The sequence below is a fragment of the Tumebacillus sp. BK434 genome (assembly GCF_004340785.1).
GTDB lineage: Bacteria > Bacillota > Bacilli > Tumebacillales > Tumebacillaceae > Tumebacillus_A.
Map to the genome: position 1 here is coordinate 114,318 of NZ_SLXS01000006.1, position 19,078 is coordinate 133,395.

A 19,078-nucleotide genomic window follows, 5' to 3' on the forward strand; every position below is an offset into this window, starting at 1 on the left:
ACGTTTTAAGCCAACACATCCCGCTTCGTAAACGAAGCAAATGACACAGCCAGCGACGCAGCCGACCAGACCGCCAGCACGGCCAGCGAGTAGCCGAGCGTCAAGCCGTCGACGGCAGGCGGCGCGCCGTTGATGTAGCCGGCGAGGTTGAGGTGGGTGGTGAAGACATATTTGGTCAGCGGGAAATCGGTCGCCAGCTGAACCATGATGCTGCCGCCGATCAGCACGGCGAGCATCACGCCCATGCCGGTCGCCGTGCCGCGCACCAGCACGGAGACCATGAACGACAAGGTCGCCACGGCGATCGCCGCGATCCAGCCCAGCCCATAGTTCATCAGGAGCAGGTGCCAATGCGGGATCACCCGCACGTTATCCGCATCCAGCGTGCCGTTGACGATGCTGAAGCCGGTCAGCATCGGCGCATCCCAGCCCCGGTAGCCGAAGAAGATCCCGGAGATCAGGAAGGATAGCACGCCCATCGCCAGCACCGTCAGCGTGGTGAAGATCAGCAGCGTCAAATACTTGCTCATCAAGATCCGCCAGCGCTTGACCGGCCTCGTGAGCAGCAGCTTGATCGTCCCGTCCTGATGCTCCGACGACACGATGTCGGTCGCGATGACGATGACGAGCAGGGGCAGGAACAAGGAGATGCCAAACTGCATGAAGATCCGCGCAAACGTTGTCGCGCCCGGTTCGGACGGGTTGATGTCGCGGTCCAGATAGTATTTGTTCTGTTCAATCCGCAGGGTCATCTGCGTGCGGCGCGCCTCGTCGAGCGTCGGGTTGGCGAGGCGGCGCTCCGTCTCGGTGATCTCCTTGCCAAGCTCAGCGCGCCAGTCGGTGACGCCGGTTTGGGCCTTCATCTTCTGCTGATCGTGATATTGCCCATAGGCAAACAGCGGAATCAGCACGGCGAGGATCAGCATGACGACGAGGAAGCGCTTTTTGCGCAGCACCTTCAGCGTCTCGTTGCGTGTCAACTGATAGAGGTTACGCAATCGAATCACCTCCCGTGATCTCGAGGAACAGTTCTTCCAACTGCCCCTGCACCTGCACGCCGTACAGCTTGATGCCGGCATTGATCAACTGCTGATTGACGAGCGCCGTCTGGTCGGTGGTCAGCACGGCGACGATCTTGTTTTCGCCGAGCCGCTCGACCTGTGCGGCGCCAACTTCCGCTGCGATCAGCTCACAGGCCTGCTCGCGGTCATCGACCGTCCACTCGACGCGGTTGGTGCCGGTGTGGACGATCTCTTCGACGGTCGCCACCTTTAAGATCTCGCCGTGCGAGAGGATGGCGACGCGGTCGCACATCATCTGGACTTCGGCCAGCATGTGCGAGGAGACGAAGACGGCGAGGCCTTCCTCCCGCGCCAGGCGGCGGATGAACTCGCGCAGCTCGCGAATCCCCGCCGGGTCGAGCCCGTTGGTCGGCTCGTCCAGGATCAGCAGCTTCGGGTTGGCGAGCAGCGCCTGCGCGATGCCGAGGCGCTGGCGCATGCCGAGCGAATACGTTTTCACTTTGTCATGAATCCGCCCGTCCATGCGCACCAGCTTGACCACTTCTTCGATGCGCTCATCGGGCAGATCGAGCATGCGGGCAAAATGTTCAAGGTTCTGCCAGCCGGTCATGTACTTATACAATTCGGGATTCTCGACGATGCAGCCGACACAGCGCATCGCTTCGATGAAGTTTTTCTGCACATCATGGCCGCCGATCAGGACTTCGCCTGCCGTCGGCTTGATCAGGCCGACGATCATGCGGATCGTGGTCGTCTTGCCCGCACCGTTCGGGCCGAGGAAGCCAAACACTTCGCCTTCGAACACATCAAACGTGATGTTTTTGACGATGTTGCGGCCGCGGATCGTCTTTTGCAGCTTGCGGACAGACAGCGCGACAGGAATGTTTCTATCGTTCAAGCGTTGCTCCTCCCAGCTTGTGAAGATGTGAATCGTTGTGAAAAGATGCACGATCTCTCGTCTCTATGATACACTAAAGCAAGGGAGGTGCCGTACACGAAAATGAAGAAAAAACGTTCTTTTTTATGGGGCAGCGTCGTCACGTTGGCACTGGCCAGTGCAGCGGTCCTCAGCGCCGGATTCATCCTTGCGCTCTCCGAGCCCGGCGAGGCAGCATCCACGCTGCAGTCCCATCCGGCTTCCACGGCGCAGCAAGAGGCCCAGCCTGCCGTCGCCGTCGACAAGAAGGCGGATGATCCACTGCTGATCGTCGCGATCGGCGATTCCTTGACCAAAGGCATCGGCGACACGTCGGGCAAAGGATATGTCGGGAATTTGAAATCACGCCTTGAGGCGGCCGGACAGAAGGTCAACGTCCAGAACCTCGGTATCAGCGGACTCGAATCGACCGAGCTGGTGAAGTCGGTGCAGAATCCGGGCGTGCAGCAATATTTTCAAGATGCAGAACTGATCATGGTCTCCATCGGAGGCAATGACATTACACACTCCATCGGCGGAGTGGATAAACTGATCGGCGCTAAAGGCGTCGATGAGAACACCATTTTGGAAACGCAGGCGGCATACACGAAAAACGTGCAGGAAGTGCTGGCTTCGATCCGCAAAAGCAACGCAAAGACGCCGGTCATCGTCTTGGGCTTGTACAACCCGTTCGAAGGGCTGTTCGAAGATCAAGGCAAGTCGGACCAGCTGCTGCTCGACTGGAACGAGAACCTGCGCAAAGTCGCGCAAGCTTATCCGCATGTCAAAGTGGTGCCGATGTTCGACCTGTTCCAATGGAACAACAGCACGTTGCTGTCCTACGACCATTTCCACCCGAACAACGAAGGATATGCGAAGATGGCGGAGCGGATTTACAGCGGCTTGCCAAAAGAGTTTTTGAAATAGCGATGCGAAAGACCTTCCCCGGAGCGGGAAGGTCTTTTTTAGTTCTCGTAGGTGTCCAGATACCGCGAGGACTTGCCCTTGGCAGGGGGCGCTTGTAGCATCCAATATGATCTGCAGTCTACTAGCCGCACGTCGCCAGCGCAAAAAAAGACCGCCGGGTTGCTTGCCCCCGGGCGGTCTGCTTGCCAATTATTTCGGGCGGATTTCTTCCACGCCGTTCATGTACTTGCGCAACGCTTTCGGGATGTAGATCGAGCCGTCTTGGCGCTGGTGGTTTTCCAGGAGCGGGATCAGGATGCGCGGAGTCGCCACCGCTGTGTTGTTCAAGGTGTGGCAGAACTGCAGCTGCCCGTTTTCATCGCGGAAGCGGATGTTCGAGCGGCGCGCCTGGAACTCGTGCAGGTTGGACGCCGACTGCGTTTCGCCGTAGCTCTCCCGGCTCGGCATCCACGTCTCGATGTCGTACTTTTTGTACACGCCTTGCCCGATGTCGCCGGTGCAGACGCTGACCACGCGGTACGGCAGTTCCAGCAGTTGCAGCAGGTCTTCCGCATTTTTCGTGATCGTCTGCAGGATCGCTTCCGACACTTCCGGGTCGTTTTTGCAGAGCACCACCTGCTCGACTTTGGCGAACTGGTGCACGCGGTACAGCCCGCGCACATCGCGGCCCGCCGAACCGGCTTCGCTGCGGAAGCAGTTCGAGACGCCGGCAAAGCGGATCGGCTCCTCGACATCGACCGTCTCGCCGCTGTAGTAGGAGACGAGCGGCACTTCCGACGTGCCGACGAGGTACTTGTTGTCTTCCAGCGCATAAGTCTGGTCCAGACCCAGCGGGAAGAAGCCGGTGTTGGTGAACATCTCTTCGCGCAACATCACCGGCACGTCAACCACCGTAAAGCCGCGGTCGGTCAGCAGGTCGATCGCCAGCGACTGCACCGCACGGTGCAGGTAGGCGCCGATGCCTTTCAAATAATAGTTGCGCGTGCCTGCGACCTTCACCCCGCGCGGGATATCGAACAGGTCGTATTTTTCCCCGAGCGCCACATGGTCGAGCGGCTCAAAGTCGAACACCGGCACGTCACCGACCCGGCGCACTTCCACGTTGTCGGCGTCCGATTCGCCGATCGGCGTGTCCGGCGAGATGATGTTCGGCACACGCAGCATCAGTTCGCGCAAGTTCGCTTCCACGTCGTTCAAGGAGCTCTCCAGCAAGGTGATGTCCGCGTTGATCTTGCGCACCTGCTCTTTGGTCTGCTCCATCTCGTCTTTCTTGCCTTGTTTCGCCAGCTGCGGCATCATCTGCGACAGCTGGTTGCGCTGCATGCGGTACTGCTCCAACTCCTGCAGGATGCGGCGGCGCTCGACGTCAAACGTCAGCAAGCCGTCGATCGACACCTCGATGCCTTTTTGCTTCGCGACCTGCTGCACCATTTCCGGATTCTCGCGAATGTAGCGAATGTCCAACATGTTTCATGCACTCCTCACTGTAAAATTTTTCCGAAAAACACAAAGAGCGCCCACATCCCTTTGGGACGAGGAGCGCTCTTCTCGCGGTGCCACCCAACTTGGCCAAACATCTGCAACAGACAATCTGACCCTCTTTGCACTGCTGTAACGGGCAGTCCCCGGTCTGCTCTTCGCAGACGCCTCCGAGTTGGATGCTCTTCACCGGCATAATTCCGCTCTGTAGATTTTTTCTATTATAAGATAAGATGTTACGAAATGACAATGGGTATTCTTTTTGCCAGCAATTCTTTCACCATTTCGGGAAAACATGTACAATAGACAAGTTAGACTGAAACAGGTGAAACGGAAGGTGACTATAGATGAATCAAAACTTGAGACGTGAAGACATCGAGCTTCTCGCGCCTGCAGGCAACTGGGAAGCGATGCGTGCAGCTGTGGCCAACGGGGCGAACGCCGTCTATTTCGGCGTCGAAAAGTTTAACGCCCGCGCCCGGGCGAACAACTTCTTGATGGAAGAGCTGCCGGAGATCATGGAGTTCTTACATATGTACGGTGTGAAGGGCTTTCTGACCTTCAACATCCTCGTCTTTGAAAATGAGCTGGAAGACGCCAAAGAACTGATCGATGCCTGCATCGACGCCGGGGTAGACGCGGTGATCGTGCAAGACCTCGGCCTGGTCAAGATGATCCGCGAGATCTCGCCCGACTTCCCGATCCACGGATCGACGCAGATGACGATCACCTCTTCGGAAGCGGTGGAGTTCACCAAGCCCTACGACATGGAGCGCGTCGTCCTCGGCCGCGAGAACTCGCTCAAGCACATCCAAAAGATCGCGTCCGAAACGGGCAGCGAACTGGAAGTGTTCGTGCACGGCGCTTTGTGCGTCTCCTACTCCGGCCAGTGCCTGACCTCGGAGATGTGGGGCGGCCGCTCCGCCAACCGCGGCGAATGCGCACAGGCCTGCCGCCTGCCGTATGACATGATCGTCGACAACGAGCACAAAGACATGGGCAACATCGCCTACGTCCTGTCGCCGAAAGACCTGTCCGCGCTGGAACTGGTGCCGGAGCTGATCGAAGCGGGCGTGACTTCCTTCAAGATCGAAGGCCGTTTGAAAGCTGCCGAATACGTGGCGAACGTCACCGCGAAGTACCGCAAGGCGATCGATGCTTATTTTGCCGGGGCGGACTACGACCCGCAGATCATCGACATCGCGGAGCTGGAGCAAAGCTTCTCGCGCGGCTTCACGCACGGCTTCCTCTCCGGCACCAACCACCAGCAGCTCGTCGACGGCACGTTCCCGAAAAAGCGCGGCGTGTTCCTCGGCAACGTGAAAAAAATCTTCCGCGACGCGATCCTCGTCGATCTGCAAGCGCCGCTGAAGCGCGGCGACGGCATCGTGTTTGACGCGGGCGACCCGACCCAGGACGAAGAGGGCGGACGCGTCTATGACCTGCGGATCAAAGGGCAGAAGATCGAAGGCAAAGTCGAAGCGGGCATGTACGAGATCGTCATGGGCCGCCATGACGTCGACCTGAGCCGGATCAACGTCGGCGACAAAGTGTGGCGCACCTCCGACCCTGAGCTGGACCGCCGCCTGCGCAAGACGTTTGAAACGGAAAAGCCGTACCACACCTTCCCGGTCAACGTCTCCGTGTACGGCAGCATCGGGCAGCCGCTGATGACGATCTGGACGGACGTCAACACCGGCCATGAAGTCACGATCTCCTCGGACAAACCGGCCGAAGCGGCGATGAAGCGCCCGCTGAACGATGAAGTGCTGCGCGATCAGCTCGGTCGTCTCGGCGGCACCGTCTACCACCTCGGCGACCTGTCGCTCGACCTCACAGGCGATCTGATCGTGCCGATGTCGGAGCTGAACCGCATGCGCCGTGACGCGGCCGAACAGCTGCTGGCGCTGCGCGTAGCACCGCGCCAGTATCAAAAGCGTGACATCGACGTCTACGCCGACACGGCGGCTGCCGATCCGGCCAACGGCGCCGAAGCCAGCCTGATCGCGCTGTGCCGCTCCTTGGAGCAGATCGAAGCGGCAGGCAAGACCGATGTCGATTATATCTACGCCGACTTTGAATTTGTCCGCGACTATCCGAAAGCGGTCGAGTCGGCGCGCCAAGCGGGCAAGAAGATCGCCCTCGCCACCCCGCGCATCCTGATGCCGGGCGAGCGCGGCATCCTGCTCAACATCATTAAGGCCCAGCCGGACGGGATCTTGATCCGCAACACCGGCGCTGCCTATTTCTTCGAGCAGGAGCGCCCGGAAGGCATCGAGCTGATCGGCGACTTTTCGCTGAACATCGCCAACCACAAAGCGGTCAACCTGTTTCTCGATCGCGGCATGAAGCGCGTCACCGCCTCCTACGACCTGAACACCGAGCAGATGGTCGACCTGCTCTCTCAGTCGGACGCCAGCAAGATCGAAGTGGTCATTCACCAGCACATGCCGATGTTCCACACCGAGCACTGCGTGTATGCGACCTTCCTGTCGGAAGGCACCGACTACACCAACTGCGGACAAGTCTGCGAGAAGCACCGCGTTTCGCTGCGCGACCGCGTCGATTTTGAACATCCGGTTCGCGTCGACACCGGCTGCCGCAACACCGTTTACAACGCGGTCGACCAGTCCGGGGCCGAATTCCTCCAAGAGTTCCTCGAATACGGCGTGAACACCTACCGCGTCGAGTTCCTCGAAGAGGACGGCGGACGCGTGCAGGAAGTGCTGAAACTGTACCGCCAAGCCCTGCAAGGCGAAGTGACCGGCACCCACGTCTGGCGCACGCTGAACGCCACCAACCAGCTCGGCGTCACGCGCGGCCAGCTGACGAAGACGGGCATCACGCGCGGCTAAAGGGAAGAGCTGCAGAAGCTGATCTTAGGATCAGCTTCTTTTGCATTTAGAAATTGGCTCCTGACGATGTACGATTGACTGGACGCTTTATCATGTTAAAATACGGGTATTGGCTCTATTACTTTCTTTCTTTTTATAAAGGGGGGTAGGCCGATGCTCATCCACGGGAATGCGGAAGCGAACGGATTGATCGTCCAGACGATCGTCGACGGCTGCGGCGTGTTTATGAACCGGGCCAGAACGATTTTGGGCGAGAAAGGGATTGTCGAGATTGATGAACACGGTTGGTACCCGCTGCAAGCGGTTTTGGAAACGTTAGACGAACTGAAGCGGACGGTCGGCAAAGAGATCATCTGTGAGATCGGCAAGCATGTCGCCATGCGGGCGAAGGAGATCGAAGGCGTCCACACTTTTGAGCAGGCGATGCACGCCTTAAACGACATTTGCCACTTCCACCACCGGGGAGTCGGCAGCAGCGAATTGGCCTATCAATGCCTCCAGTCCGAACCGAATCAATTGCACATCATCTGCCACAATCCGTATCCCCACAGCTTCAACTTGGGAATCATTCGCGGCATGGCCCGAAAATTCTCGATCCTGGTGCGCATCGAAGCGCTGCCGTCCGTACATCGTGGCGGCGAGTTTCTCGTGACCCTGTAGCTCAAGTCCCAAGTGAATATAAAATGGCATCATCATAAAAAGACCACGTTCCCGGGGAACGTGGTCTTTTCCTGTCTTGCGCTTACGGCCAGCGCAGGCCTTTCGGGTAGTGATTCTTCACCACGCCGCCGGACTGTTTACCCCAGCCGAGCGGAAACCCGTCCACGGTGAGCACAACCCAGCCTCTGGCGCTGTCCGCCGCGACCGTCTCGCCGCGCAGATACTGCAGCGTCTGCGGGCTGTCGGCCGTCAGCGGCACCGTGTGGCGTATTGCTTGTGCAGGGAGGCCCAGCGCGAGGGCATGGCTCGGCTCGAAGCGATTCTTCTTCAGCGTTCCCAAGTGCCAGCCCGGACGCACCACTTTCAGCCCCTTGAGGTCGGGCAGCCCGCTTGGCACGAGATAGAGGTTGTCCCCGAAGAGCAGAAATTCGCCTTCCGGGGTGCTGTGCAACGCTTCTTCGGCAAACTGCCGGTAGCTTTTCAGCGCCTCCGCCGGAAGCTTGACCGGCTTGACCTCTTTGCGGCGCGGGGCCGGCTCGCCATCCGTCTTGCGCAGATGCGCCACATAATGCCCTTCCCCGCGCAGGCGATGCGGCCACAGGCGGGCCGTCTTGGCCAGATCGGCCCGGCCTGCGTCGGCCCACTCCGGGCGGCCCGGCGCAAAGTGGTCGAACGTGTGAATGGCCAGCACTTCAAACTCCGCATACTTCTGCAAAAACGCTTCGATCAGCCCTTCGTTTTCCGCGGGCGCAAACGTGCAGGTCGAGTACACCAGCGTCCCGCCCGCGCGAAGCATTTGGGCGGCCGCATCCAAGATGTCGAGCTGGCGCAGTGCACAGGCGGTGACATGCCCCGGACTCCATTCTCCGCAGGCATCGGGGTCTTTGCGGAACATGCCTTCGCCCGAGCACGGCGCATCGACCAATATCTTGTCAAAAAAAGCGGGGAAGCGCTCGGCGAGCCGGTCGGGCATCTCGCTTGTGACGAGCGCATTTTGCACGCCGCACCGCTCGATGTTTTCGGAGAGGATCTTCGCCCGCTGCGGATGCGGCTCATTGGACACGAGCAGCCCCGTCCCTTGCAAAAGGGCGGCGAGGTGCGTCGATTTCCCGCCCGGAGCGGCACACAGATCGAGCACGCGGTCGCCTGGCTGCGGCTTGAGCACTTCGGCGACCGACATCGCGGACGGCTCTTGAATATAGTAGATGCCGGCCGCATGGTAGGGATGTTTTCCCGGCCGCTCCGGCGCTTCGAAATAAAACCCGCCCGGCACCCACGGCACCGGCTCCAGATGAAACGGCGCGAGCTGCAACAACTGCTCAGCGCTTGTTTTTAACGTATTTACGCGCAATCCCTGTACGGAAGGACGATCGAGCGTTTCGCGAAACGCTGCGTATTCATCGCCCAACAGCTCCTGCATGCGCGTCAAAAAAGCTTCCGGATATATCGTCCGCACTTCTGCCAAGGACATCATCTCCCTGCCCATTAGGTTTTCCGGAAGTATATCTTACCATGTGTGGAAACGCGCGCATAGCATCCCGCTAAGGAGCTCGCATCACAGGGTCTTTTTTCATTGCAACGGAGGGAAACCTATAATACAATTCGCGTAGAATGTCACGGCTCACGAGAGCAGGGGGAACAGAAGCTTGAAGACTGAACAACTGCAAACTTACCGGGCAGCGGGATACCGCCTGCTGCCTGTCAAACGTACATATGACGGGGTGACGCTCGACCCGGCGGAAATTTACGAGCGCTTGGGCTGGCAAGGCAAGCATCATTTTTTGCTGGAGTCGGGCAAGATGGGCGACTTCTCGTTTGTCGGCGGGGAACCGTTCGCCACGCTGACCGCCAAAGACGGCCGGATCGAGTTCGTCCACGGCGAACACCGCGAGGAGCGCACAGGCGATCCGCTGGAGATGCTGCGCGAAAAAATGGCCTTGTTCCGCGCCCCGCGCCTGGCCGGCTTTCCGAAGCTGCGCGGGGGAGCGGTCGGGTTCTTGGCGTACGACACGGCACGCTATATCGAGCGCTTGCCGGAGCAGAGCCGGGATGACCTCGGGACGCCCGATCTGTATTTTGTTTTTGTGGACAAACTGTGTGTGATCGACCACCGGAATGGAACGGTGCATCTGATCGCCCATGCCGATCTGCAGGCGGAAGACGGACTGGCGCAGGCGGAAGCGTCCCTGGCGGAGATGGAGCAGAAACTGTTCCACGGCGCGTCGCAAGCGCCGCTTTTTCCCGTGCTCACCGCGCAGGAGGACTGGAGCTATTCCTTCTCGCAGGAAGCGTTCCAACAGGCGGTGCTGAACGTGCAGGAATACATCCGCCAAGGCGACGTGTTTCAAGTGAACCTCTCCGTGCGCCAAGGCCGGACGCTTGGCGCGGCGCCGTATGAGATCTATAAACATTTGCGAAAAATCAACCCGTCGCCGTACGCGAGCTATCTGCATTTCCCGGAGTTGCAGCTCGTGTCCTCATCGCCGGAGCTGCTGGTCAACGTGCTGCAAGGCGAATGCAACACCCGCCCGATCGCCGGCACCCGTCCGCGCACCGGCGATGCCGTGCAAGATCGGCAGGCGGTGGAGGAGCTGCGCAGCAACGAAAAAGAGATCGCCGAGCACATCATGCTGGTCGACTTGGAGCGCAACGATTTGGGGCGCGTCTGCCGCTATGGCTCGGTGGAAGTCAATGAGCTGATGGCGATCGAAGAGTATTCGCACGTTTTCCACATCGTCTCCAACGTGCGCGGGCAACTGGCAGACGGCCGCGACGCCTACGATGTGATCCGCGCAACGTTCCCCGGGGGCACGATCACCGGCGCACCGAAGATCCGCACGATGGAGATCATCGAAGAGCTGGAGCCGACCCGCCGCGGGATCTACACCGGGTCGATCGGCTGGATCGATTTTGACGGCGATATGGAACTGAACATCGTCATCCGCACCTTGCAGGTGCAGGACGGCAAAGGCTATGTGCAGGCGGGGGCGGGCATCGTGATCGATTCGGTGCCGGAGCGGGAATACCACGAATCCCTGCGCAAAGCCAAAGCGCTGTGGGTCGCGATTGAACAAGCGGAGCAAGCCGCGCAGAAAGGGGGCGTCCAGGCATGATCCTGATGATCGACAACTATGATTCGTTTGTGTACAACCTCGTGCAATACTTGGGCGAGATGGGCCATGAGCTGGTCGTCCGCCGCAATGACGGCATCTCCGTCGAGGAGATCGCCGCGCTGAATCCCCGCGTGATCGTCATCTCCCCCGGGCCGTGCTCGCCGAACGAAGCGGGCGTGTCCTTGGAGGTGATCCGCACCTTTGCCGGCAAAATTCCCTTGCTCGGCGTCTGCCTTGGGCACCAGTCGATCGCGCAGGCGTTTGGCGGCCATGTGGTGCGGGCCGAGCAGCTGATGCATGGGAAAACGTCGCGGATCGAGCATGACGGGCAGACGATGTTTGCCGGGCTGCCCTCGCCGCTTACCGTATGCCGCTACCATTCGCTGATCGTCGAGCGCGAGACGCTGCCGGAGTGTTTTGAGATCTCGGCATGGACGGAAGCGGGCGAGATCATGGCGATCCGCCACAAGGAGCTGGCGGTGGAAGGCGTGCAGTTCCACCCAGAGGCGATCTTGACCGAGCACGGCAAGCAGATGCTGCGCAACTTTTTGGAAAGGCAGGGGCTGGTATGCTCGTCTATCTAAACGGTCGCATCGTTCCGGCGGAGGAAGCGACCGTGTCCGTCTTGGACCATGGCTTCCTGTACGGGGCGGGGCTGTTTGAAACGATGCGCACCGCGGGCGGTGTTCCGATGTTCTGGCCGGAGCACGCCTGCCGCCTGCGCGAATCGGCCGCGTGGCTGAGCATTCCGCTTCCGTGGAGCGATGCGGAGCTGGAGAGGGCGATTGTGGAGACCGTGCGGGCAAACGGTCTGGAGGAAGCGTACGTCCGTCTCACCGTCTCGCGCGGAGAAGGGGCGCTCGGCCCCAGCGGCAAGACGTGCGCGGCGCCGACGCTGGTCATCTATGTAAAAGAGCTCGTCCTGCCGCCCGTGACAGGGCGCAATCTGGTCGTATTGACAACGGTTCGCAGCACTCCGGAAACGCCGGTGCGGGCGAAGACGCTCAACTACCTGAACAGCCTGCTCGCCTATCGTGAACTCGAGCAGCGCGGTGCAGCAGAAGGGATTCAACTCACCCAGGACGGGTATATCGCCGAAGGTGCGGTCAGCAACCTCTTCTTCGTCGTGCAGGGTGAAATCTGGACGCCTGCGCTCGAGACAGGCTGCCTGCCGGGCATCACGCGCGACTGGGTGCTGCAGCAGTTGCCAGTGATGGAGAAGCGTTTCACGCTCGCGGACATCGCGGGCGCCACCGAAGCATTCACCAGCTCATCTGTCGTCGGGATTCTCCCGGCCACAGCCATAGAAGGCGTGCCGATCGGCTCTGGAGAGCCCGGCCCGGTGACCCTGCAACTCATCGAAAACTGGAAGAAAAATACTTGAGAAATACCTCTTGCAAACTACTATACGCCATGATATATTAATACCTGTCGCCGCGAGAGATGCGCAGCGGCAACCGTCGGACAGAGGTAGTCCAGTTAAGGGCACGACGTCCTGTACGTGAGCCATTAGCTCAGTTGGTAGAGCAACTGACTTTTAATCAGTGGGTCGAAGGTTCGAGTCCTTCATGGCTCACCATGCGGAAGTGGCTCAGGGGTAGAGCATCGCCTTGCCAAGGCGAGGGTCGCGGGTTCGAATCCCGTCTTCCGCTCCATTTTTCTTCTTTAAAACAAAATATGCGGTCGTGGTGGAATGGCAGACACGCACGCTTGAGGGGCGTGTGGGGCAACCCGTGGAAGTTCGAGTCTTCTCGACCGCACCATTTTGGGGGTATAGCTCAGTTGGTAGAGCACCTGCCTTGCAAGCAGGGGGTCAGCGGTTCGAATCCGCTTATCTCCACCAGTTGCCTTTTTAGCTCAGTAGGTAGAGCGCATCCATGGTAAGGATGAGGTCATCGGTTCGATTCCGGTAAAAGGCACCATTTTTCTTGGCTCGTTGGAGAAGCGGCTTAACTCACCGCCCTTTCAAGGCGGCATTCACGGGTTCGAATCCCGTACGAGTCACCATTTTCTTTTCCCGTAACAAAACAACAGATGGCTCGGTAGCTCAGTCGGTAGAGCAGAGGACTGAAAATCCTCGTGTCGGCGGTTCGATTCCGTCCCGAGCCACCATTTTTGGATGCGGGCCCATAGCTCAGTTGGCTAGAGCGCACGACTGATAATCGTGAGGTCGGAAGTTCGAATCTTCTTGGGCCCACCATTCAACTTACGCAAACAAGGGTTCAAGCCTATAAACTCAGTATGCGCGAAAGCGGTGTCTCCTGACACCGCTTTTTTATTTTGGCATACATTGCTACTAGCAGAGAGGAGGAGCGTGGATGCCTATTGGCGGAATCAACGTCTTTGCCTTTAAAGTCAACGTCATCGACAAAGGATACATTAACATCGGGCCTTCCTTCGTGCAGGATTGGAATGGCTACAGCAAGCAGAACTACGGTTCCGGGGAAGCAAACGGTGACGTGGCCGCACAGTTTGCAGGAGCAACGAACATTCTGGATACAGATCTCGCCGATCAAAATATCAATCGCACCAGCGCCGTGTAGCAAGCGCCAGCAGCATCAAAAAATCGTCGGTTCGCACCTTGCGCCGACGATTTTTTATGGTTCGCTTTGGATGTTGATCCGCCGGCCGGCGCTGTTCTTCTTGCGTCGGCGCGGCAGCCGGATCTCTAACAGCCCATGGCGATAGATCGCTTCAATGTTCGCTTCTACAATCGGCTTGTGAATGGGGATCGAAAGTGAAAAAGCGCCGACAAACCGCTCCGCCCGTACCGGGTGCAGGTCAGGGTAGGGGCGCTCCAGCGTTCCTTCCACGATCAAATGCCCATGCTGTGTGTAGACTTCCACAGCGGACATGTCCTTCAAGCCGGGCAATTCAACATGCACGAGGATCTGCTTTTCCGTTTCAAACAGGTCGACGGCCGGTTTCGAGGAGGGGGCAGTTGAAGACGGCGCATCGGCCGACCCGATCGTTCCGTTTCCCCGTTCATAGCTTCGGAGATCTTCACCGCTGCGGTTCTGTTGTTCTGCATCGGGGATCACAGAGAGAATGTCCGTCCAGAAGTCATCCCCGAAGAACTGACGGGCTTGTTTTTCCCAACGGGTCCAACTTCGGTTGTCTTTCAACGGTGATTCCCCCCTTTTCCTGCGGTCATAGATAGCCTATGCGGACAGAAAATCAGGTGTGCGTTTGGGCGGATGTCACCACCTTCACGTTGCGCACATAGGCTGAAGTAATGAGGAGGTGGGCGAGATGGCTTTTACCATTAATATCTTCTGTATCAAAGTCAACAACGTGGAGAATGCCTCCGCGCTGAACGTCGGGCAAAACCTCCTGAATGACTGGAAGAACAACTCCAAATACAACCAAGGCTTTGGCAACTTGAACGGAGACGAGAACGTCCAGAAGCGGCTGCGAAGCCGTGTGGACGACCCGGATTTTATCGACGCGCCGGTCCGAGACACTTCCGTGACCCAACTTCCTTCCTTATTGGGGTGAGATGATGCAGATCAACGTAATGAATGTGCGAGTGACAACGTTTGACAAAGCGTTCATGACCATTGGCCCGAGCATCCAAAACGTGGTGCGCGGGCGGCAGAATCAGAATCAGGGGTTCGGAGAGGTCGAAGGCGATTTCAATACGACAGAAACGACCCGTTTTGAAGTGGACGACCGTGATGGAATCGACTTTCCGGTCCATCGTGTCCACATCAACATCGCAGGGAAACGCAAATGAAAGTGTTTTTTGATGTGAAAAATATCCGCATCAGTTCGATGGAGAACTCAGCACTGAACGTCGGGAAAAACTGGCTGGTCTCTGCTGTTCCAGGACGAGAAGCTCAACACGAGAGCGAGGAAGAAGGTGAAAGCGGCCGTGTGGGACGTATGGCAGGCCCTGCAGCAGCTCGAGGCCCGCATTCGCAGACTGGAAGCAGAAAATGTTGAATTGCGGCAGCAACTGAAAGCGGGCAAACGTCCATTAAAAGTCAAGAAAATCGTCTACCATGTTCATTCGCTGCACATCCAAGAGATGAAAGGCACGATGAATCTCGGTATCTCCGCCCCCTTGCCGGAAGAGGAAATGGAGCAGTTTCGCATGGAAATGCAAAAACAGCAAGATTGAGAACTGTCGACAGCTCAGGTTGACAGTTTTTTTATGAGTACGACCTCAATTATTGGGCATCTTGTGGAAGGAAGTTCATAATTCGTTATCGAAGAATAGCATGATGCTGATTAACACAAGCACCGCTTGACTTGTGTCAGGCAGATACATAAAGGAGGTAACAATCGTGATTAACAAAGTCTATGACAGTGTACAAGAAGCCATTGCAGATATCCAAGACGGCGCCACCATCATGGCTGGCGGTTTTGGTCTGTGCGGCATCCCGGAGAACTTGATCCTTGCACTGCGCGACAAAGGCGTTAAAGACCTCACCGTCATCTCCAACAACTGCGGCGTCGATGAATGGGGCCTCGGCTTGATGCTGCAAAACAAGCAGATCAAGAAGATGGTCGCTTCGTACGTCGGTGAAAACAAAGAGTTCGAGCGTCAATTCCTCTCCGGCGAGCTGGAAGTGGAACTGGTGCCGCAGGGTACGCTCGCAGAGCGCTGCCGTGCAGGCGGCGCAGGCATCGGCGCGTTCTTCACCCCGGCCGGCGTCGGCACCCCGATCGCCGAGGGCAAAGAGACCCGCGTGATCGACGGCAAAGAATACATCCTCGAGTACCCGTTGAAAGCAGATTTTGCAATCGTCAAGGCGTGGAAAGCTGACAAGATGGGCAACCTGATCTACCGCAAATCCACGCAGAACTTCAACCCGATGATGGCGGCAGCAGGCAAGATCACCATCGCGGAAGTTGAAGAGATCGTCGAAGTCGGCGAACTGGACCCGGATCAGATCCATACCCCGAGCGTCTATGTTCAACGCGTCGTTCTTGGCCAGCACGAGAAGCGCATCGAACGCCGCACGACTCGTCAAGGGTAATCACCAACGGATCTGAAAGGGGAGCTAATAAAATGGCATTGACTCGTGACCAAATCGTTCAACGTGCAGCGCAAGAAATTCAAGACGGCTTCTACGTCAACTTGGGCATCGGCATCCCGACCCTGGTGGCCAACCATATTCCGGAGGGCCTGAACGTCGTCCTCCAATCGGAAAACGGGCTGCTCGGCATCGGGCCGTACCCGACCGAAGAGGAAGTCGACGCAGACCTGATCAACGCGGGGAAAGAAACCGTAACGACCATTCCGGGCTCGGCCTTCTTCTCCTCCGCCGAATCGTTCGCGATGATCCGCGGCGGCCACATCGACATCGCCATCCTCGGCGCGATGGAAGTCTCGGAAAAAGGTGACCTCGCCAACTGGATGATCCCGGGCAAGATGGTCAAAGGCATGGGCGGCGCGATGGACCTCGTGCACGGCGCGAAGCGCCTGATCGTCACCATGGAACACAACAACAAACATGGCGAAGCGAAGATCCTCAACGAGTGCAAACTCCCGCTGACCGGCCGCGGCGTCGTACACCGCATCATCACCGACCTCGCCGTGCTCGACGTGACCGCAGACGGCCTCGTCCTGCGCGAAGTAGCTCCGGGCCACACGGTTGAAGAGATCCAATCCAAGACCGAGCCGAAGCTGATCATCCCGGCAGAAGGCGTACAAGAAATCAACGTGTAAGTACAGCGTGTGAGAGCTCCGTCCGAAAGGGCGGAGCTTTTCTTCGCCAGCAGAAATTGGGTGCATTTTTTTCTGCAAAAAGTATTGCATAACGACATTTGAAATGATATATTATCTCTTGTCGACAGCGACTGGGTCGCTTCGATACGGTTAGAGTTTCCATGACATACAGCAGTGCAACAAGAGCCATTAGCTCAGTTGGTAGAGCAACTGACTTTTAATCAGTGGGTCGAAGGTTCGAGTCCTTCATGGCTCACCACTTTATGTATGGTAGTGCAGTTAAGAACGCAACAAAGGCAGCCCAGCTAAAAGCGCGACGTCCTGTCGCAACGGAGGTAGCCCAGCTAAGTACGCGACGTCCTGTCGCAACGCTGGACACGGTACATCCTGTACGTGCGGAAGTGGCTCAGGGGTAGAGCATCGCCTTGCCAAGGCGAGGGTCGCGGGTTCGAATCCCGTCTTCCGCTCCATTCAATTTCATAGTATACTTTTGATTATGCGGTCGTGGTGGAATGGCAGACACGCACGCTTGAGGGGCGTGTGGGGCAACCCGTGGAAGTTCGAGTCTTCTCGACCGCACCATTTTTTTATTTCCAGGCATTTTTCTTTTCTCTTACACGCGGAGAGGTACCGAAGTGGTCATAACGGGGCGGTCTTGAAAACCGTTAGGGGGCAACCCCACGCAGGTTCGAATCCTGTCCTCTCCGCCAAACGTTAAACAGCAAGGGTTCATGAGGGTTTTCCACAGCTTGTGGAGAGACCGCATGGACTCTTTTTTATTGTCGAGTTCGCAAGGGTGTGCGGTCTAGTTGGTTCCAAATTGGTACGCTGAGATGATGGCAAGGCATTTTTGGAGATCAGCAATCAGGGTAAGGAACGAATAGTAGACGGACAACATGACCAGCAGTTGTACGTATCAAAAACATAACCAATTTTTGCACCATATTTGATTTTCTAATTCCATGCACCCAAGTTCCCACCCATTCATCTCAAAAACGAATTACAAGGCAAATACGAGTGTCTGAGTGGGGAGAGATAGAGATATTGGGGCGATCTAGAAAACCGTTAGGGGGCAATCACCACAGGGGTTCGAATCCCCTCCTCTCCGCCATTTTTGATACATGAGGCTTCGAGGAACTTTTCCACAATTTGCGGAGCGACTGCAGGAATCGGACGAATTTGTATGAGTTCGCTAGGGTTCTACAGACCGCCTTTAATAAGACCGATGTGCCATGCTGATGGGATTGTTCCTATCAGCTTATTTTCGTGCTAGCTCTTTACAAGTAGGATGTACTACCATGTCACGAAGTGTGATTAATTGAGTGTTTTGAGAGTTTGGATGTATAATAAGTAAATACCAGTCACATCAAGACCGAGTGAGGCTTGTAGCTTTGGCTAGGTGGGTTCCGGTGCGTATGATCAATGGATAAAATAATATCAATTAATAAACACATTGTTTAGTTCTATGGATAGCGAGGGTTCTACATGAGAGGACATGAAACCAAAGCTGCGACCCGCTCCGTTGCACAACGAGTCCCAAAATCGAGTGCAAGGCGTACGATCCAAGAGGGGGAGGCCAATCGAATTCTCCAAATGCAAAAAGTTTATGGGAACCAGAGTGTGGGGCGCTTGATGACTCAATATCGTCACGCTGTTGTGCAGCGAATGCAAGGTCACGCGTCCGCAGGATCAAATGGGAGTAGTTCCATCGCACAGATCCAACCGTTGGTCTTGGAAGGGGTTCATTCCAACAAAGGTGCAACTCTGACGCTTAGCGTCAAGGGGAATCAAGTGAAATCAATCTGGAGCAGAGGAATAGAAAGTCATGAAGGATGCGTCACTTTTGGCATTCGTGATAACGTACCCATCATCACATGGGTACAAGCTTCTCCACCAGGCCAGGGGGTTGGGGCGGCTTTGATGTACTTTGCAGCAATGGCTTGTCAGCAAGCTTCCGTCAACTCCATTTTTGTTGACAATGTGATAGATTCAGCGAGAAAGTATTATGAAGAATTGTCATTCACGGCGTATACAAGGCGAGATGAAAATGGCGTGGAAACATACATCAGCGATACGGATATGATCGGGGATACAGCGTCAGTACTCTCAACCTCGGAGCTCAAATTTCAAAAAGGGTGGAGGCAGAGAAGGGGAGACAAAAAGAAATGCAACATTCAGTAGCATTCAACAAAGAGTGGGTTGGTCAAGAGTTTTGTGTATTCACCTGCAAGTGAGCCTCGATGGGGGCAACACCACGCAGGTTCGAATCCTGTCCTCTCCGCCAAATGTTAAACAGCAAGGGTTCATGAGGTTTTCCACAGCTTGTGGAGAGACCGCATGGACTCTTTTTTGTTGTCGAGTTCGCAAGGGTGTGCGGTCTGGTTGGTCATCGAGTTCGCTCGTGTGTGAGTCCCAACGAACGATTCTTA

General features: G+C 57.0%; 18 protein-coding genes and 13 tRNA genes. 26 read left to right on the plus strand and 5 right to left on the minus strand.

Going from position 1 to position 19,078, the window contains the following annotated elements; genetic code table 11:
* Positions 1 to 5: 5 nt before the first annotated feature.
* Positions 6 to 998 (minus strand): ABC transporter permease, encoded by a 993-nt coding sequence (locus EV586_RS15630; protein ID WP_243653055.1) that lies wholly within the window; start codon positions 996 to 998, stop codon positions 6 to 8.
* Entirely contained in the window at positions 991 to 1,905 is a 915-nt protein-coding gene (locus EV586_RS15635) for an ABC transporter ATP-binding protein (RefSeq protein WP_132946112.1), read from the minus strand. Before EV586_RS15635 ends, EV586_RS15630 begins: the two co-directional genes overlap by 8 nt.
* Before the next feature lie 117 nt (positions 1,906 to 2,022).
* Between EV586_RS15635 and EV586_RS15640 the strand changes: the two genes are divergently transcribed.
* Positions 2,023 to 2,865 carry a GDSL-type esterase/lipase family protein gene (locus EV586_RS15640; RefSeq protein WP_132946055.1) on the plus strand — a complete coding sequence of 281 codons (843 nt, stop codon included), beginning with the start codon at positions 2,023 to 2,025 and terminating at the stop codon, positions 2,863 to 2,865.
* 189 nt (positions 2,866 to 3,054) lie between these two features.
* On the opposite strand, the gene serS is transcribed toward EV586_RS15640, so the two are convergent.
* Positions 3,055 to 4,332 carry a serine--tRNA ligase gene (gene serS, locus EV586_RS15645; RefSeq protein ID WP_132946056.1) on the minus strand — a complete coding sequence of 426 codons (1,278 nt, stop codon included), beginning with the start codon at positions 4,330 to 4,332 and terminating at the stop codon, positions 3,055 to 3,057.
* Positions 4,333 to 4,691: 359 nt separating this feature from the next.
* Between serS and EV586_RS15650 the strand changes: the two genes are divergently transcribed.
* Positions 4,692 to 7,199, plus strand: coding sequence for a U32 family peptidase (locus tag EV586_RS15650; protein ID WP_132946057.1), 2,508 nt, complete (start codon positions 4,692 to 4,694; stop codon positions 7,197 to 7,199).
* A 153-nt stretch (positions 7,200 to 7,352) separates the two neighbouring features.
* Positions 7,353 to 7,859 carry a hypothetical protein gene (locus tag EV586_RS15655; protein WP_132946058.1) on the plus strand — a complete coding sequence of 169 codons (507 nt, stop codon included), beginning with the start codon at positions 7,353 to 7,355 and terminating at the stop codon, positions 7,857 to 7,859.
* A gap of 82 nt (positions 7,860 to 7,941) precedes the next feature.
* Here the strand turns inward: EV586_RS15655 and EV586_RS15660 are convergent, their stop codons facing one another.
* Positions 7,942 to 9,315, minus strand: coding sequence for an RsmF rRNA methyltransferase first C-terminal domain-containing protein (locus EV586_RS15660; RefSeq protein ID WP_279388305.1), 1,374 nt, complete (start codon positions 9,313 to 9,315; stop codon positions 7,942 to 7,944).
* Positions 9,316 to 9,505: 190 nt separating this feature from the next.
* On the opposite strand from EV586_RS15660, the gene pabB reads away from it, so the two are divergent.
* The 12 genes from pabB to EV586_RS15720 all read left to right on the plus strand — a co-directional run bounded on the left by pabB (position 9,506) and on the right by EV586_RS15720 (position 13,515).
* On the plus strand, positions 9,506 to 10,972 hold the full coding sequence (gene pabB / locus EV586_RS15665) for an aminodeoxychorismate synthase, component I (RefSeq protein WP_132946060.1): 1,467 nt from the start codon (positions 9,506 to 9,508) through the stop codon (positions 10,970 to 10,972).
* Positions 10,969 to 11,556 (plus strand): aminodeoxychorismate/anthranilate synthase component II, encoded by a 588-nt coding sequence (gene pabA, locus EV586_RS15670; protein ID WP_132946061.1) that lies wholly within the window; start codon positions 10,969 to 10,971, stop codon positions 11,554 to 11,556. The genes pabB and pabA overlap by 4 nt, the downstream gene beginning before the upstream one ends.
* Positions 11,541 to 12,356, plus strand: a complete 816-nt coding sequence (locus EV586_RS15675; protein ID WP_132946062.1) for an aminotransferase class IV — start codon at positions 11,541 to 11,543, stop codon at positions 12,354 to 12,356. Before pabA ends, EV586_RS15675 begins: the two co-directional genes overlap by 16 nt.
* A 119-nt stretch (positions 12,357 to 12,475) precedes the next feature.
* Positions 12,476 to 12,551 (plus strand) — tRNA-Lys (locus tag EV586_RS15680).
* 1 nt (position 12,552) lies between these two features.
* Positions 12,553 to 12,627, plus strand: a tRNA-Gly gene (locus tag EV586_RS15685).
* A gap of 24 nt (positions 12,628 to 12,651) precedes the next feature.
* Positions 12,652 to 12,735: transfer RNA gene (locus tag EV586_RS15690), tRNA-Leu, on the plus strand.
* A gap of 4 nt (positions 12,736 to 12,739) precedes the next feature.
* Positions 12,740 to 12,815 (plus strand) — tRNA-Ala (locus EV586_RS15695).
* Between the two features lie 3 nt (positions 12,816 to 12,818).
* Positions 12,819 to 12,894: transfer RNA gene (locus EV586_RS15700), tRNA-Thr, on the plus strand.
* Positions 12,895 to 12,902: 8 nt separating this feature from the next.
* Positions 12,903 to 12,979: transfer RNA gene (locus tag EV586_RS15705), tRNA-Glu, on the plus strand.
* 29 nt (positions 12,980 to 13,008) lie between these two features.
* Positions 13,009 to 13,084: transfer RNA gene (locus EV586_RS15710), tRNA-Phe, on the plus strand.
* 11 nt (positions 13,085 to 13,095) lie between these two features.
* Positions 13,096 to 13,172 (plus strand) — tRNA-Ile (locus EV586_RS15715).
* A 118-nt stretch (positions 13,173 to 13,290) separates the two neighbouring features.
* Positions 13,291 to 13,515 (plus strand): spore germination protein, encoded by a 225-nt coding sequence (locus EV586_RS15720; RefSeq protein ID WP_132946063.1) that lies wholly within the window; start codon positions 13,291 to 13,293, stop codon positions 13,513 to 13,515.
* Between the two features lie 54 nt (positions 13,516 to 13,569).
* On the opposite strand, the gene EV586_RS15725 is transcribed toward EV586_RS15720, so the two are convergent.
* Positions 13,570 to 14,097 carry an Hsp20/alpha crystallin family protein gene (locus EV586_RS15725; protein WP_165898638.1) on the minus strand — a complete coding sequence of 176 codons (528 nt, stop codon included), beginning with the start codon at positions 14,095 to 14,097 and terminating at the stop codon, positions 13,570 to 13,572.
* 127 nt (positions 14,098 to 14,224) lie between these two features.
* On the opposite strand from EV586_RS15725, the gene EV586_RS15730 reads away from it, so the two are divergent.
* From EV586_RS15730 to EV586_RS15775, 11 genes are all read left to right on the plus strand, one after another.
* Positions 14,225 to 14,470 (plus strand): spore germination protein, encoded by a 246-nt coding sequence (locus tag EV586_RS15730; protein WP_132946065.1) that lies wholly within the window; start codon positions 14,225 to 14,227, stop codon positions 14,468 to 14,470.
* 4 nt (positions 14,471 to 14,474) lie between these two features.
* Entirely contained in the window at positions 14,475 to 14,708 is a 234-nt protein-coding gene (locus tag EV586_RS15735; protein WP_132946066.1) for a hypothetical protein, read from the plus strand.
* A 138-nt stretch (positions 14,709 to 14,846) separates the two neighbouring features.
* A complete protein-coding gene (gene gerPC / locus EV586_RS15740; RefSeq protein WP_165898639.1) occupies positions 14,847 to 15,095 on the plus strand; it encodes a spore germination protein GerPC in 249 nt (82 codons plus the stop codon).
* A 169-nt stretch (positions 15,096 to 15,264) separates the two neighbouring features.
* Positions 15,265 to 15,957 (plus strand): CoA transferase subunit A, encoded by a 693-nt coding sequence (locus EV586_RS15745; protein WP_132946113.1) that lies wholly within the window; start codon positions 15,265 to 15,267, stop codon positions 15,955 to 15,957.
* A 32-nt stretch (positions 15,958 to 15,989) separates the two neighbouring features.
* A complete protein-coding gene (locus EV586_RS15750; protein ID WP_132946068.1) occupies positions 15,990 to 16,649 on the plus strand; it encodes a CoA transferase subunit B in 660 nt (219 codons plus the stop codon).
* A 183-nt stretch (positions 16,650 to 16,832) separates the two neighbouring features.
* Positions 16,833 to 16,908, plus strand: a tRNA-Lys gene (locus EV586_RS15755).
* Positions 16,909 to 17,044: 136 nt separating this feature from the next.
* Positions 17,045 to 17,119, plus strand: a tRNA-Gly gene (locus tag EV586_RS15760).
* Between the two features lie 28 nt (positions 17,120 to 17,147).
* Positions 17,148 to 17,231 (plus strand) — tRNA-Leu (locus EV586_RS15765).
* Positions 17,232 to 17,270: 39 nt separating this feature from the next.
* Positions 17,271 to 17,359: transfer RNA gene (locus EV586_RS15770), tRNA-Ser, on the plus strand.
* A 319-nt stretch (positions 17,360 to 17,678) separates the two neighbouring features.
* Positions 17,679 to 17,760: transfer RNA gene (locus EV586_RS21205), tRNA-Ser, on the plus strand.
* A 374-nt stretch (positions 17,761 to 18,134) separates the two neighbouring features.
* Positions 18,135 to 18,830, plus strand: coding sequence for a hypothetical protein (locus EV586_RS15775; RefSeq protein WP_132946069.1), 696 nt, complete (start codon positions 18,135 to 18,137; stop codon positions 18,828 to 18,830).
* Positions 18,831 to 19,078 lie beyond the last annotated feature (248 nt).